This is a genomic window from Listeria weihenstephanensis (assembly GCF_003534205.1).
GTDB lineage: Bacteria > Bacillota > Bacilli > Lactobacillales > Listeriaceae > Listeria_A > Listeria_A weihenstephanensis.
The window spans coordinates 1,523,536-1,537,401 of record NZ_CP011102.1 but is presented as its reverse complement, the minus strand read 5'-3'; the positions used below and the strand labels follow the sequence as shown (position 1 = coordinate 1,537,401).

General features: G+C 43.0%; 12 protein-coding genes. 3 read left to right on the top strand and 9 right to left on the bottom strand.

The features are described 5' to 3' along the window. Window positions 1-74 precede the first annotated feature (74 nt). On the bottom strand, window positions 75-3,098 hold the full coding sequence (locus UE46_RS07460; RefSeq protein WP_118907512.1) for a pectate lyase-like adhesive domain-containing protein: 3,024 nt from the start codon (window positions 3,096-3,098) through the stop codon (window positions 75-77). 459 nt (window positions 3,099-3,557) lie between these two features. Between UE46_RS07460 and UE46_RS07455 the strand changes: the two genes are divergently transcribed. After that, window positions 3,558-4,097 carry a Crp/Fnr family transcriptional regulator gene (locus tag UE46_RS07455; protein ID WP_233231003.1) on the top strand — a complete coding sequence of 180 codons (540 nt, stop codon included), beginning with the start codon at window positions 3,558-3,560 and terminating at the stop codon, window positions 4,095-4,097. A gap of 56 nt (window positions 4,098-4,153) precedes the next feature. Here UE46_RS07455 and rpoZ read toward each other — a convergent pair whose 3' ends face one another. Genes rpoZ through UE46_RS07440 form a run of 3 tightly spaced genes read right to left on the bottom strand, consistent with a single transcriptional unit; the run spans window position 4,154 to window position 5,893 of the window. Further along, entirely contained in the window at window positions 4,154-4,357 is a 204-nt protein-coding gene (gene rpoZ / locus UE46_RS07450; RefSeq protein ID WP_036060073.1) for a DNA-directed RNA polymerase subunit omega, read from the bottom strand. After that, window positions 4,358-4,975: a guanylate kinase gene (gmk, locus tag UE46_RS07445; RefSeq protein WP_036060072.1), complete on the bottom strand. Its 618-nt coding sequence runs from the start codon at window positions 4,973-4,975 to the stop codon at window positions 4,358-4,360. Between the two features lie 42 nt (window positions 4,976-5,017). Continuing rightward, complete coding sequence (locus UE46_RS07440; RefSeq protein ID WP_036060070.1) at window positions 5,018-5,893, bottom strand: YicC/YloC family endoribonuclease; 876 nt, start codon at window positions 5,891-5,893, stop codon at window positions 5,018-5,020. Window positions 5,894-6,031: 138 nt separating this feature from the next. On the opposite strand from UE46_RS07440, the gene UE46_RS07435 reads away from it, so the two are divergent. Further along, complete coding sequence (locus UE46_RS07435; RefSeq protein WP_036060069.1) at window positions 6,032-6,466, top strand: hypothetical protein; 435 nt, start codon at window positions 6,032-6,034, stop codon at window positions 6,464-6,466. 24 nt (window positions 6,467-6,490) lie between these two features. Next, window positions 6,491-8,191, top strand: a complete 1,701-nt coding sequence (locus tag UE46_RS07430) for an Rqc2 family fibronectin-binding protein (protein ID WP_036060068.1) — start codon at window positions 6,491-6,493, stop codon at window positions 8,189-8,191. Window positions 8,192-8,250: 59 nt separating this feature from the next. On the opposite strand, the gene UE46_RS07425 is transcribed toward UE46_RS07430, so the two are convergent. The 5 genes from UE46_RS07425 to UE46_RS07405 form a co-directional block, all read right to left on the bottom strand. Beyond that, on the bottom strand, window positions 8,251-8,511 hold the full coding sequence (locus UE46_RS07425) for a TfoX/Sxy family protein (protein WP_036060067.1): 261 nt from the start codon (window positions 8,509-8,511) through the stop codon (window positions 8,251-8,253). A gap of 108 nt (window positions 8,512-8,619) precedes the next feature. Further along, a complete protein-coding gene (locus UE46_RS07420; protein WP_036060065.1) occupies window positions 8,620-10,317 on the bottom strand; it encodes a phospho-sugar mutase in 1,698 nt (565 codons plus the stop codon). Next, complete coding sequence (locus UE46_RS07415) at window positions 10,314-11,381, bottom strand: BtaManbiosPhlase (RefSeq protein WP_118907511.1); 1,068 nt, start codon at window positions 11,379-11,381, stop codon at window positions 10,314-10,316. Before UE46_RS07415 ends, UE46_RS07420 begins: the two co-directional genes overlap by 4 nt. 14 nt (window positions 11,382-11,395) lie before the next feature. Then, complete coding sequence (locus UE46_RS07410) at window positions 11,396-12,319, bottom strand: DUF1861 family protein (protein ID WP_036060063.1); 924 nt, start codon at window positions 12,317-12,319, stop codon at window positions 11,396-11,398. Window positions 12,320-12,330: 11 nt separating this feature from the next. Then, the gene (locus UE46_RS07405) at window positions 12,331-13,854 is read right to left on the bottom strand and encodes an alpha-amylase family glycosyl hydrolase (protein WP_036060170.1); all 1,524 of its coding nucleotides are present in this window, start codon (window positions 13,852-13,854) and stop codon (window positions 12,331-12,333) included. Window positions 13,855-13,866 lie beyond the last annotated feature (12 nt).

The following is a 13,866-nucleotide window of genomic DNA, read 5'->3' as shown; positions in this document are numbered from 1 at the left end:
TATATATTTCTCCTTCTTGTTCTGAATTTTTTATAATAAAAGAGTCAAGTCTTACTAAAAACTGAACTCGAGTATCAAGGGGCATCTTCTAAGGTCCATCTAACATTCGTACGGTATTCTTTATTTGCCATAGCAGTTCCTGGTTTCACGTTCATCACTAAAGATGCTTCGTTCGAATTTAAGTTGATTTCCGTTAAACCGCGTTGTAATGCATCATTGGAGTAAACTGGAATGGCGTTTTCCGTGCTAAGTGATGTTTCACCTTCTGTTGTCTGAATTGCTAATACATCTTCTAAAACTTTGCCATCTGCTGTTTGTAATGGGCTTTCTAACTGAGCATTCACTCGCCAATTAGAAGGCTCGCCTCTTGTGTCACTCACAAAGAGTTGAACGTCATCAATAGGCTTCACTGTTTTTGCTTTTGACGTAATCATTTGTTCACCAAACGAGATGTTTTCTGTCGCGGTTCCAAGTGATAAAGAGCCATCTTGCACCGTTACTTCGATTCGTTTTTCGAGACCGTTAACGGAAAAACTTACGTTATATTTCCCAGGTGTATTCGGCAAGCCCATTTTATCAAGGGTAACTTGGCTCGTAATATCTGCGCCACTTGGGATCGCCCAAGCTTTGACACCAGAACGAGTTTTGATAAGTGTGTTTAATTCGGCTTCATTGTCTGGATACTCGGCTACTTGTATCGTGATGTCGGTTGCCTGTAACATCGTTTGCTCGTCGCTTACGGTCCCAGCGTCTTTCACAAAAATCGGAACAATAACCGTCATCGTGTTTCCTGCTCGGTCACAGATAGTCGTTTGAGCCGTCGTATAACCAACTTTACTCAAATCTGGTTGCGTGTCGATTGTATATGTGAGGTTGTCGTCACTAGTTCCAGCGTTATCATAAACATCTGTAACTAAGCTCTTTGCATTTGTTGTAAAAGTATCACCAACTGTTGCATATTGCGTCACTGCCGTCGCTGTTGGTTTCGTTGTATCGGTTACGATCACGTCCGCCGAATGTTCACTCGTGTTGGAAGCAGCGTCTGTTGCTACCGCGTAACATGCAATGTAAGGTGTAATTGGACGTTCGGACACTGGTATTGTGATGCTATAATGACCACTGCCATCTGCTTTTCCAGTCGCTAAAATTGTGTTGTCTGCTTTTTTGTAAACCGTCACTGTGGCATTCGCTTCGGCGTCACCCGTCACAGTAGTTGCCTTATCACTAATCGCATTTAGCGTCGGTGCATCAGGTGCTACTACATCTTTTACAATCGTGCTGGCCGTCGCTGATTTACCATTCAAATAGGAATAAGCGGTCACTTGATTTCCTGCTGAAACATAACTTCCTGCTGGTAAAATGAAGCTGTACTTACCTGTTGCGTCCGCAATCGCGTGATACATATTCGCGTCGTTGAAATCTTGAGAAGCAATCGTTCCCACTGGAATCGCTGGGTCACCAGTCAGTTTGACATAAGCGCCCGGATTCGTCACACCCGTAATAACATGGCTATTTTCAGCCGTCTTGTCATCCGTTAAAGTATTGATAGAAACCGACACATCCGGAATCCCTTCAAATAACACACGTCGGAAATTCTGCGTCCGGAAATTTTGAATGAAACTTGATTGCGTTGCCTCATTTACCGAATTCGCCGTCACCGAACTTACATTTGAACTGCTGAATTTAATATTCATGCCATACATCGGATTCCAAAGGTATGTTTCGTTCCCGTCATCTCTCCAATCCGTTCCAGTCCAAGCCTTCACCGACTGAACGTCGACATTAAGTTTCCCAGACGTACCATACATATAAATCAGTCGGCTACCCGTATTCGTATTATTCAGCTGCAAATTCACCCGTTTAGCATCGGCAAATTGGAAAGTTGACGCGTTACCGATCCGAATCAAGTATTTAGAACCAGTTCCGTCTGTTTGAACATCGAATGTACCGTCCTTAGCGACGATAAAGCTACTATTATCACCCGTATAAATCGCAGCACCCGTCGATGTTCCAGTACTTTCAGCGCGTATATTCAATTTAGCGCCAGAATCAACTTTTAAAGAAGCTCCAGAAGCAATATAAATCGGGTTTCGTGTATCAGATGTAGCGCCTAATGTATTTACCATTAATTCTGCATTTTCGCTAATATGCAACGAACTTCCACTACTATTCAGCTTAATACCACCAGCTGTACTTCCTGGCTCCGTACGAATCTGCACAAATGCGCCATCATTAATATTCAAATTCCCATCAATTTTAAAAGTACACGTTCCTTCTTCACCAGCACTACCACCACGTAGCAAGTACACTTCAGCATTCTTGCCAACCGTCGCTGTTCCACCATTACCGAGATTAATCACCGTCGCATTCGTCGTGGAACCTGTATAAATCGAGTTCTCATAGAAATTAATATTCGTGATTTCAAGGTTTACTTGGTTTGTCAAAGCCGCGTAGGTAACCCCATCAAATGGTGAGACATACGAATTCACCGAACTATTCGTGACATGTCCAATAATATTTACATCAGCCTCATATGAACATGTCAACTGAGCACCCGTGTATTCAATATTTTGATAGGTGAGCTGCGTACCTTTACCAGCCGTTCCCGATAAGCGTAATGGACCCCAGTAATTTCTACCGAACATCTTGATGTCCTTTATCACAATATCGACCTTATTCGATCCGAATGACATTAAATAACCACGACTTCTAAAATCGACCGTATTGCCATTCCCGTTGATAGTTATGCTTCTTGTCGGAATGCTAAGATTCGATTCCGCCGCACTTCCTGTTGTATAGTTCGAAAAGTTAATATCATTCATAATGTTAATCTCTGTTATCGTAACATCTTTCATCGCTGCTTCTAGTTGTAGATAATCTGTCACGTTGGCTACATTCGCTGTTGCTTGTAATCGCGAACCTTTGACCACTTTCTTTTCAGGCGTTTCAGGTGTTGTTTCATCTGCTTTACTCTCCGTCTTTATTTCCGAAGTTGTTTCTACCGAAGTTTCTGCGCTACTCATTACTGGCGCCACACTCGCTACTACAAAGCTACAAACAAGTGTTACTGCCATTGTACGTCTAAGAAGTTTCATCATTGCCACCTCCTATGTGGTAAACTTTCATCTAAACTTGTTTACCTCTTTTCCATGGACTAATCATACCACGCACTCTAATTTCAAGTTTTTTGTGCTTACAGGTATATATGTAGACAAATGAGGGTAAAATAGATATATAGATGCTCATTTTACGTAAAAATGTTCATGAAAATGCGTATAATAGCGTTTTTTGACATCTTTATGAACATTTTAAAAAAGCCAATTTCTAATGTTTCCGTCTTAAATGTACCGAAAACCCATCATTATAGGTACATTTATACCTACATAAAGGAGTGAAAATCAATGTATCATGAATCAGAACTACACGCCTTTTTTTCTGTAGAGCAAGTTTTAAAGCTATTACGAAAAAATCCTGCCTTCAGTAAGTACTGCTACCAACGCACACTAAAAAAAGGCGAAAGCATACAGCTAACACCCTTAACTCGCGGTTCGTTTTATATGGTGGAGAAAGGAGATTTCTCTGGTTACTACGAATCTAGGCTCACAGGAAGAATGCTCATTTCCTTTTTCCAGCACGATGATATTTTCAATTTCCCTCTATTAAAAGAGAGAATGCATCCTGTTCTTGATTTTATCGCACTAACAGATGCTCAAGTATGGGTAGTCGACTTTAACTTTATGCTATCGACCGTTAAATTAGAAGACCCTAGAAACTATTTACAGCTCAATTTCCTTTCCACTGTCCAAATACACCTCGGCAATGCGCTCATACGAAAATCACTCGACTCGAAAAAAAGGATTTTACATGCTCTAGTCGAGTTGACGGAAAAAATGTCGTTGCTAAGTTCGAACCAAGCGTATGAGTTACCAAATTTCATGACGTATGAATTGCTAGCTGAAATTGCGGGGACTTCACGGGGGTACACGTCTCGGATTTTAAAAGAGTTACGTGATATGAACGTCATTGATTCTTCCAAACGTCCATGGGTTGTGAAGGATTTGAATCTTTTAAATGATTTATTATATGAAGGAACATAAAAATAGAGGAGTAAGAATCCAAATTGCGATTCTTACTCCTCTATTTTTAGCAGTACTTATTTAGCGTCTTTCCCCATAACTAAGTTCCCTGCATAAATTTCTTCTAACGCTTTCCCTACCGCTTTATGCGATTTGAAATCATCCATTGTACCTGGGTCGTGGTCTTTTTGCATTTGACGGGCACGACGCGCAGCTACGGTTACTAGCGAGTATTTTGAGTCAATAACTAACAACAAATTATCAATTGATGGATATAACATCTATTCCAACTCCTCTAACATTTTTTCATACTTATGAATGACGCGCTCTGTTTTTAAGTGCTCGGTCTGAACGATTCCCTTAATTTTTTGAACGGCATTATCTACTATATCATTAACGACGGCATAATCATAGGCGTTCATCATCTCAATTTCATGGCGAGCCTCACGCATCCGCTCTTCGACAACGTCCATAGACTCTGTACCCCGCCCTATAATGCGGTTTTTCAGCTCACTCAAGTCTGGCGGCGTTAGAAAAATAAATATTCCTTCTGGCATCGCCTTGCGTACTTGTAACGCTCCTTGAACCTCGATTTCCAGAAAAACATCTTTTCCCGCTACCAAAATTTCTTCTACATATTCAAGCGGCGTTCCGTAATAATTACCGACATATTGCGCGTATTCTAGCATTTTGCCATCCGCAATCGCCTGCTCAAATTGTTCCTTCGTGCGGAAATAATAATCCACGCCATCCACTTCGCCTTCCCGCGCCTTACGGGTTGTCATCGAAATAGAATATTCAAATGAAGTTGTCGGGTCGTCAAAAACTGCTTTTCTAACCGTCCCTTTCCCAACTCCAGAAGGACCAGATAAAACGATGAGAAGTCCTCGATCTGTCATGTTTGCGTTCCTCTTTTCTAAAATATCATACTGCTTGAAAAATTATTCCACGTTCTGGATTTGCTCGCGCATTTTTTCAAGTGTCGTCTTTAATTCTACCACACGATTCGTAATTTCTAAATGGCTAGCCTTCGATCCAATCGTATTTATTTCACGATTCATCTCTTGAATGAGAAAATCGAGCTTTCGGCCAATCGGTTCTTCGAGTAAAAGTATATGCGAAAACTGCTTCACGTGGCTGCCCATTCGTTCGAGTTCTTCATTGATGTCTGATTTCTCAAGTAAAATCGCAATTTCTGATAAGACAAGTGCCTTATCGAAATCTTCGCCAACATAGCCAAGTAACCTACTTTCTAGGCGTTCGCGGTAAGTCGTTTCCATTTCTGGAACAAAGGCTTGTATTTCTTGTAAGTATTTGGAGATCATATCAAGGTGGTGTTTTAGATGAAGCGCAAGTTCATTGCCTTCTACTGCGCGCATCTCATCTAAACGTTTGGAAGCAGCTGTTGTAGCACCAAGAAGTAGGTTTTCCAGCTCCGAATCGGGTTCGTTCCCTTCGACAATCTCAAGGAACCGCGGATCAAGTAGAAGTTCCTGAATATTTAACGGTTCGGTCATTTGATAGCGCTCCGTTGCTTGACGCATAAAACGGATATATTCGTCCGCTAAATCCCAGTTCACCACTAGTTTTTCTTTTGTCGCTTTGTTGCCTTCAATCGTGATGGCGCACTCAATTCGGCCACGTTTTATCTGCTCGGCAACACTTTTTTTCAGTTTACTTTCCAAATAGGCAAATACCCGCGGCATCCGGAATAAAACTTCCAAATAGCGGTGATTTACTGCTTTTAACTCAACGGTTACTTTGAAATTCTCTGATTGCTTTCCCGCTCGCCCGAATCCAGTCATACTTTTTACCATCTCGATCAGCCTCTCGCATTCTAATTTCACCTCTTCATTATAACAAAAAACGGGAGATAATACATCTAAAAGCGTGATTTAGACACAAGTTTTGTCATTCTTATGGTACAATAAAAGAAAAAAGGAGACTTCGACTGCATGAAGAAAAATTTATTGATATTTAGTTTGGTTTTAGTTCTGATTTTAGTGCTTAGTTTGCTATTCCGCTTTATCATTTCACCGCCAAGTAACGACTTTGCTGTTACTGCTGATAATTATAGTGGGGATGCGTCATCAGAAATAACAATAACTAATGGAGGAAACACGATTGCGACGATTCCGGCGCTCAAAAATGAGGAAACAAAAGAGATTAAAAAATCGCCTGTTGACTTGACGTCTGGCGGTTTAACTTTTAGTTACACAGATATGCTGGGTAAGAAACACGAAGAGAATTTACAAATTGATGGTGAGAGTTCAACAATGAATAGTACAGTTTACATCAGCATTCTAAAAGTGAAGAAAGATGGCATACTAGAGCTAGATATTTCCTATACATCTGGAACTATGGAAAGCTCGCTAAATACGCAAGAATAATTTTTTTGAGGGAATGATTTAAAAATGGCATTTGATACAATGTTCTTAAGAGCAATGACCGAAGAACTGACCGAACAGTGCGAAACTGGGCGGATAATGAAGATACACCAGCCGTTTGCGCATGAACTCGTGTTACATGTTCGCAAAAACCGGGAAAACCAGCGCATCTTAATCTCAGCGCACCCAAGCTATGCACGTATTCAACTGACGAAAGAAACGATGGAAAACCCTGCACAACCGCCGATGTTTTGTATGTTATTGCGGAAATATATGGAGGGCGCGATCATTGAATCGATTCGCCAAGTGGACAATGATCGGATTTTGATTTTTGGGATTCGTGGGAAAGATGAGATTGGCGAAACGCGTTTTTGCGATTTATATGTCGAAATCATGGGACGCCATAGTAATATTGTGTTGGTTGATCGTGAGAAAGAAACGATTGTGGACTGCATTAAGCATGTTTCCCCAGCTTTTAATAGCTATCGAACACTTTTACCTGGGGCTGCTTATATTTTACCGCCATCTTCTGATAAGCTCGATCCGTGGAACGTGACGGAAGAGGAATTATTGGCGAAACTTGATTTTAACGCTGGCAAAATGGCAAAGCAAATTGTAAGCGCAGTTGCTGGATTTAGTCCGTTGCTTGCGAATGAGGTGTTAGCGCGCGCGGAATTAGTGAATCGTGAAACACTGCCAAAAGCTTTTTTCAGTGTGATCGAGGATTGTGCGAAACCGGCAGAACCTAACCTTTTTAACAAAAATGACAAAGAGGATTACTATTTTATGCGTCTTTCTGACACGGAGATCACTGCGGAGTCGGATTCTTTAGGCGCTTTATTAGATCGTTTTTACGGTGGAAAAGCGACGCGTGATCGGGTGCATCAAGTGGCGCATGATTTGGAACGATTGCTTGCGAATGAGTTGGATCGCGATCGTTTGAAGATTGAGAAATTAAAGCAAACGCTTGTGGATACGGAGCGTGCTGATGAATTCCGCGTTTTTGGTGAGTTATTGACGGCAAACTTGCATTTGGTTTCTCGTGGTATGACGGAGATCGAGGTTGCGAACTTCTACGATGAAAATATGGGAACGGTAACGATCCCACTCGATATTCGGAAATCGCCACCACAAAATGCCCAATTTTTATTTAATAAATATCAAAAGTTGAAGAAAGCGGTTCGGTTCGTGGAAGAGCAAATGCGTCTGACCACGCAGGAAATTGCTTATTTGGAGACGGTCCAACAACAATTGGAAGATGCCTCGCCAGAAGACGTGCAGGAAATTCGGATGGAGTTGGCTGAGCAAGGCTACATCAAGTATAAACAGAAAAAAGGAAGTCGTAAGCCGAATAAAAACCCTACGCTAGAGCAATATACATCCAGTGCTGGTTTGCCGATTTTAGTTGGGAAAAATAATAAACAAAATGATTATTTAACGAATAAACTCGCGCGAAATTCGGATTTATGGTTCCATGTGAAAGATTTGCCTGGTTCTCATGTCGTGATTCAAGATCCTGATCCTGACGAAACATCGATCATGGAAGCCGCGATGATTGCTGCTTTTTATTCGAAAGCCAGGTTATCTGGATCTGTACCAGTGGATGCCACTCTGATTAAACATGTGAAAAAGCCAAGTGGTGCAAAACCCGGATATGTGACATACGATAATCAAACGACTTATTTCGTAACGCCTGATGAGGAAACGGTTAAAGGTTTGCGAAATTAAAAAATGGTTGGCACGCACCCGGTTTCTACCGAAAATGCGATGCCAACCATTTTTTTGTATTACCTCATTTTATGATCTTCATAAAGTTGTCGAAGTTCTTTTCTTCTTTGCTCCGAGATTTCTTTTTTGGGGATATCTTGAATGGCTCCTTCTAAGGCGTATAAAAAATGCATACATGCGCCGTCATCAACTAGCTCTTTCACACGCAAATACGCTTTTTCTGTTCCCATTTCTCTAAGTTCTTCTGCCGATTCAATACCCACTATATTCAGGTTCTTCTCGTTGACCTTGCCAAGATTTTTCATATCAGATATTTGCATGGGGTCGCCCTCCTAGTTAGGATTCTCGTTTCACTGAATATGATACCACTTTTGTGAATAAAAGAACAAGAGGTGAGAAATCTAATGACGATTCCCCACCCCTTATCACTATATTTGCTGTATTTTATCCAAGATCAGTTGTTCGAGCTGATTTAAACGTTGCTTAGCTTCATTTGATGTCTCTCCGGCGCAACTAAAATAAATTTTGCATTTTGGCTCCGTGCCTGATGGTCTGATGCAAAACCAAGAGCCATTTGTCATATGGAATTTTAGAACATCTGATTTTGGCAAGGTTATTTCTCGTTCCACCTTTGTTGGGTAGGTTGTCGTTACACTTGTCTGGTAGTCTTCTTTGCGCTCGATCATATCGTTCATCGTTGTATCTGCTCGCATCGTTTGCATGATTTTCTGAATATGCGCGACACCTTCTTCTCCTTTTGCCGTGATCGTGTGTAGCGATTCTTCGTAGTAGCCGAATTGTTCATAGATTTCTTGTAAGCCTTCGAATAGTGTTTGATCTTTTAATCGGTATTCTAGGGCTACTTCTGCTGTTAAAAGTGCTGCTTGTATCGCGTCTTTATCACGTACGAACGGCGCGATTAAATAGCCATAACTTTCCTCATATCCGAAAAGAAATTGTGCTTCTTTTGTCGCTTCCCATTCCGCTATTTTTTCACCGATAAATTTGAATCCTGTCAATGTATTGTATGTTTTAACACCATATCTACTGGCTATTTTTTCGCCAAGATCGCTCGTGACAATCGTTTTTATGAGCGCACTATTGGTTGGGATGGTTGGCTGTGTTACTAAATAATGTAGCAATATGGCGCCTAGTTGATTCCCCGTTAAAATTTGATATTCACCCTGCTCATTTTTCACCGCAACACCAATTCTGTCGGCATCGGGATCTGTCGCCATCAGAATATCGGCATCATCACTTACTTCTATTGCCATCGTGAATGCCGCATGATCCTCAGGATTTGGAGAAGTCACCGTCGGAAAAGCACCGTCTGGAATGGCTTGTTCTTGAACAACGCTAACGTTAGAAAATCCGGCCTGCGCCAAACTTTTGGTTACGAGTTTTTCACCAGTTCCATGTAGTGGCGTGTAAACTATTTTCAACTTCGCGCCATGTTTTTGCGTCATTTCCGGATTTTGAGTCACAACGCGTACGTTATTTAAATATGCCTCGTCTGCTTCTACGCCAATTTTAGTGAGCAAACCAGCCTGTGAAAGCTTATCCTCGTCTGCAATTGGAATCGCAAATAGGTCTGAAACATCTGCCAAATATGCCGTTATTTTCGCAGCGACATCGAGCGTGATCTGGCAACCGTCTGCCCCGTAAACCTTGAAACCATTATATTCTGCTGGATTATGACTCGCGGTGATGACAATTCCTGCAGCCGCCCCCAACTCGCGAACCATGAAAGATAATTCTGGCGTTGGGCGTAGCGTGTCGGACAAATAAACCTTGATTCCTGCTGCGCCAAGTACTCGCGCGGATTCTAACGCAAACTCTGCGGAAAAATGCCGGGAATCATAAGCAATCGCCACACCATCCGCCTGCCGTCCTTGCTCCGAAATGTACGCTGCGACACCACTCGTCACCCAGCGAATCATATATCGATTGATCCGATTCGTACCACAACCAAGCTCCCCGCGCATTCCGCCAGTTCCAAATTCCAAATACCGATAAAAATGTTCGCGCTTCAATTCGTCGTTTGATAATTCAGTCATTTGTTGTTGGAGCGCCGCATCGTCCTCCGACGCCGCGCTCCATTTCAGCCAATTTTCCTGCCAAGTCATCGGCTCTCATCCTCCAACTGCTGCAAAATCTCCGCCAAACTCATCTCGCAACAAGCCATCGACGTATCCGCAACACCGTAGTACATTTTAACAATATCGCCTTCCACAATCGTTCCGCAACCAAAAACAACATCGCCAAAAAAGCCGTTTTTTTCATAGCCTGCTTCTGGTTCTAAAATTGGTGTTTCGGTCCGCGCTAGAACTTTCATCGGATCATCCAAATCAAGCAAAATCGCGCCCATGCAATAACGATGGTCTACTGTAGCGCCATGATACAGCTCCAACCAACCTTTTTCCGTCTTAATTGGTACTGCACCGCCGCCAATACGACCGCTATCCCAATAACCATCACGGATTCCGAGTAAATGCCTGTGATCCCCCCAGCTATGTAGGTCAGGTGAAGATGCAATCCAAATATCCAAATTCCCAATACTCTTCAAACTTGGACGATGTAACGCGTAATATTTCCCGTTTATTTTTTCAGGGAAAATGAGAACATCCTTGTTTTCTGGTGCAAAAATATTACCTTCATATTCATAACTCACAAAGTCCTTCGTTGAAACCATTGCGTCTGCTACACCCATCTCCGAAACCGCGCTGAAATTCACATAATAAACGTCGCCGATTTGCGTCACACGCGCATCTTCAATACCAAACGTTTGATATTCATTAAACGGATACAAAAACGGTTTTTCATCGACCGTGAAATTATGGCCATCGGTGCTCCGCGCAATTCGAATATAAGATAGCGACGTCAAATACGAAAAGCCTTCCATCTTATCTTTCGTACGAATCATGCGCGGATCTTCAAAATCATACGCAGGATCATCTAAACGGAACTCTAAAATATCTAATTTTTGCGTTTCCACATTGAAAACTGGTGCTTTCACAATATTTGGATCCTCACTGATTGGTTTTTCAGCCACACGTAAAAGCAATAATGTCTCCTCTTTATACTTCGCAACACCTGCATTAAACGCCCCTAGAACCTCAAAATCTGGACGATGTGGCGCCACATCAGCCGGTGTAATTAATGGATTTTCCTCATAACGATAAACATTCATATTCCCTAGTCTCCCTATCCTTCAAATTTCATAAACGGATCGCGAATTGTGCGTTTCTGCGCATCCGCATCACTTATTCCTACATATAAATCAGCAGTTCCATCGACTTTTCGAATCAATCCACCACTGAAAACAACATCTTCCAAATCAGGTCGCTTGCTCGGTCCAGGCAGAAAATCCGCGCGTTCCGAAATAATCTCCATTGGCGTCATCATCGCCATGGTCACTGGATCTATCACACAAGCTGCCGCATAATAATGTCGATCACCAGCCCCATCAAAATTAGCAATATGACAAAGTACGCCTAATTTACCGTTTTTCAAAATGTGAGCCTCGTTCGCGCCACCCCATTCATCCTCGGCGAAATGCGGTGCTAAAAGTGGTGCATCTTCTACCAATTTCACCGTTAGATCAGTTAACTTTTCTATCATGCAAAAGCCGATTTTACCCCGACCTCCCTTTTCACCTTGAGGCCTTGTTAACACGGCGATTTCACCACTCGGCAGCTGTTTCAAACGCAAATCCTTCATCCCGACCGGCCCTTCAAAAAACAGCGTCAAGTCCGTCAGATCCTTGCCACGATACAAACTAGTCCGCCATGCCAATTTTTCTGGATCCGCTTCACTTGGGAACACTTCCACACCGCCGATCACTAAATCACCATCGATCCGCGTCATAAATGGATCTTGTAACGCAAGTTTTGCCGTATTAGCAAGTAAAACCCACACCAAATCCTGTTTTTCAAAAAAGCCGATTTCCGCCATTTCACTATCCCGTGATTCGATTCGTCCCGCGATCACTTCCGCTCCGTTCACAATAAACGGCGCCGTGATATTATACACGTCCTTATCCCCCGCGCCAACAAACGCCAAACGCTCCACTCGCGACAACGTATTCTCCGCACGATAAGCTTCCAATAAAACTGTAATATCGTTCATAATAAACTCCTTTATATCTTAAAAATTACCGCCGCAAACGCTGGTACCGCTATTATTTCTTCGCTTACAGCCACTTCCATATTAGCTAAAACAAGCGTCAAATTTCCCCACTTGTTTGGAACCTCACGTGCTTTCCCGAAATTAAGGCAAACGAGATGCTCGCCGCGAACATACGTCAAGAATTCGCCGTCCACTTCAAAATCACGATATCCAGACTCACAAAAATCCGCCGTTTTCCGCAATTTTATCAACGCTTGGTAAAAAGCAAACATGCGTTGGCCACGATCAAAATCAGGCGTCACCTCACCAATCCAAGCATTCGCTTTCTGTGAAAACCCTTCTGGCCAATTCATCGGCGCCCTTGCTTTATCGCGCGTCTTCTCTTGCGCCAACACCAATGCTTCCTGCTCCGATTTCCCCATTTGAAGTGCCTGCTCATACGCATAAACGCCCTGTACATCACGCATCTCACGCATCGATTCTGGCACAAAATCAGCCATCCCGATCTCCTCACCAAAATACACAAAAGGAACACCGTATGCCGTCAACATCAGCGTCGCCAGCAACTGCGCCACATCCTCGCGCCCGTCCGCCAACCGATTCCAAGATCGGCTCATATCATGACTCCCGACAAACAACGTCGGCATCCGGCCATCCGCATATACCTGCTGCATTCGCGCAAGCTCGGCAACAATCCCGTCACGACTCGCCACACTGCCAAAATTAAAGTTAAACGTCACATCCAGCCCGTCAAGCCCCGCGTACTTTTCAATCTCCGCTAGCTTATCCGAACTAATCTCGCCAACCGTAAAATAATCACCGCGTGTCCGAATCCGCGCACCAATTTTCGCCATCATTTTTTGCATTCCAGGCTGATCCTTATCAAAGAGATGTCGCTGCTCCCCGTTCTCCGTTGGGTTATCCGTAAAGTCCCGCGTCAACGTCAAATTATTAATCACATCGAGCCGAAAACCGTCCAATCCCTTATCCAACCAGAAATCGAACACCTTCCAAATCTCACGCTCGACAGCAGGATGATGCCAATTCAAATCCACCTGCTCCTCCGCAAAACTGTGATAATAATATTGTTTCGTTACGTCGTCCCATTTCCAAGCTGAACCACCGAAAAACGATTCCCAATTATTCGGCGTATCTCGCCACACAAACCAATCACGCTTCGGATTATCCCGCGACGAACGCGCCGCTTTGAACCACGCGTGCTCCGTCGACACATGATTCACAACCATATCCGCAATCACCCGAATCCCGTGCCGATGCGCCTCCTCGACAAACGCCTCCAAGTCCGCCATCGTACCATAATCCGGGTCCACCGCATAATAATCACTCACATCATAGCCATTATCCACTTTCGGAGACGGGTAAAACGGCGTCAACCAAATGCCACCAACACCAAGCTCAGCCAAATAAGGCACTTTTTCAAGCAATCCCTTAAAATCACCAATTCCGTCCCCGTTACCATCCTTAAATGACGGCATATAAATCTCATAAAAAACCGTTTCCTGCCACCATTTCAACATCTTTCAAAA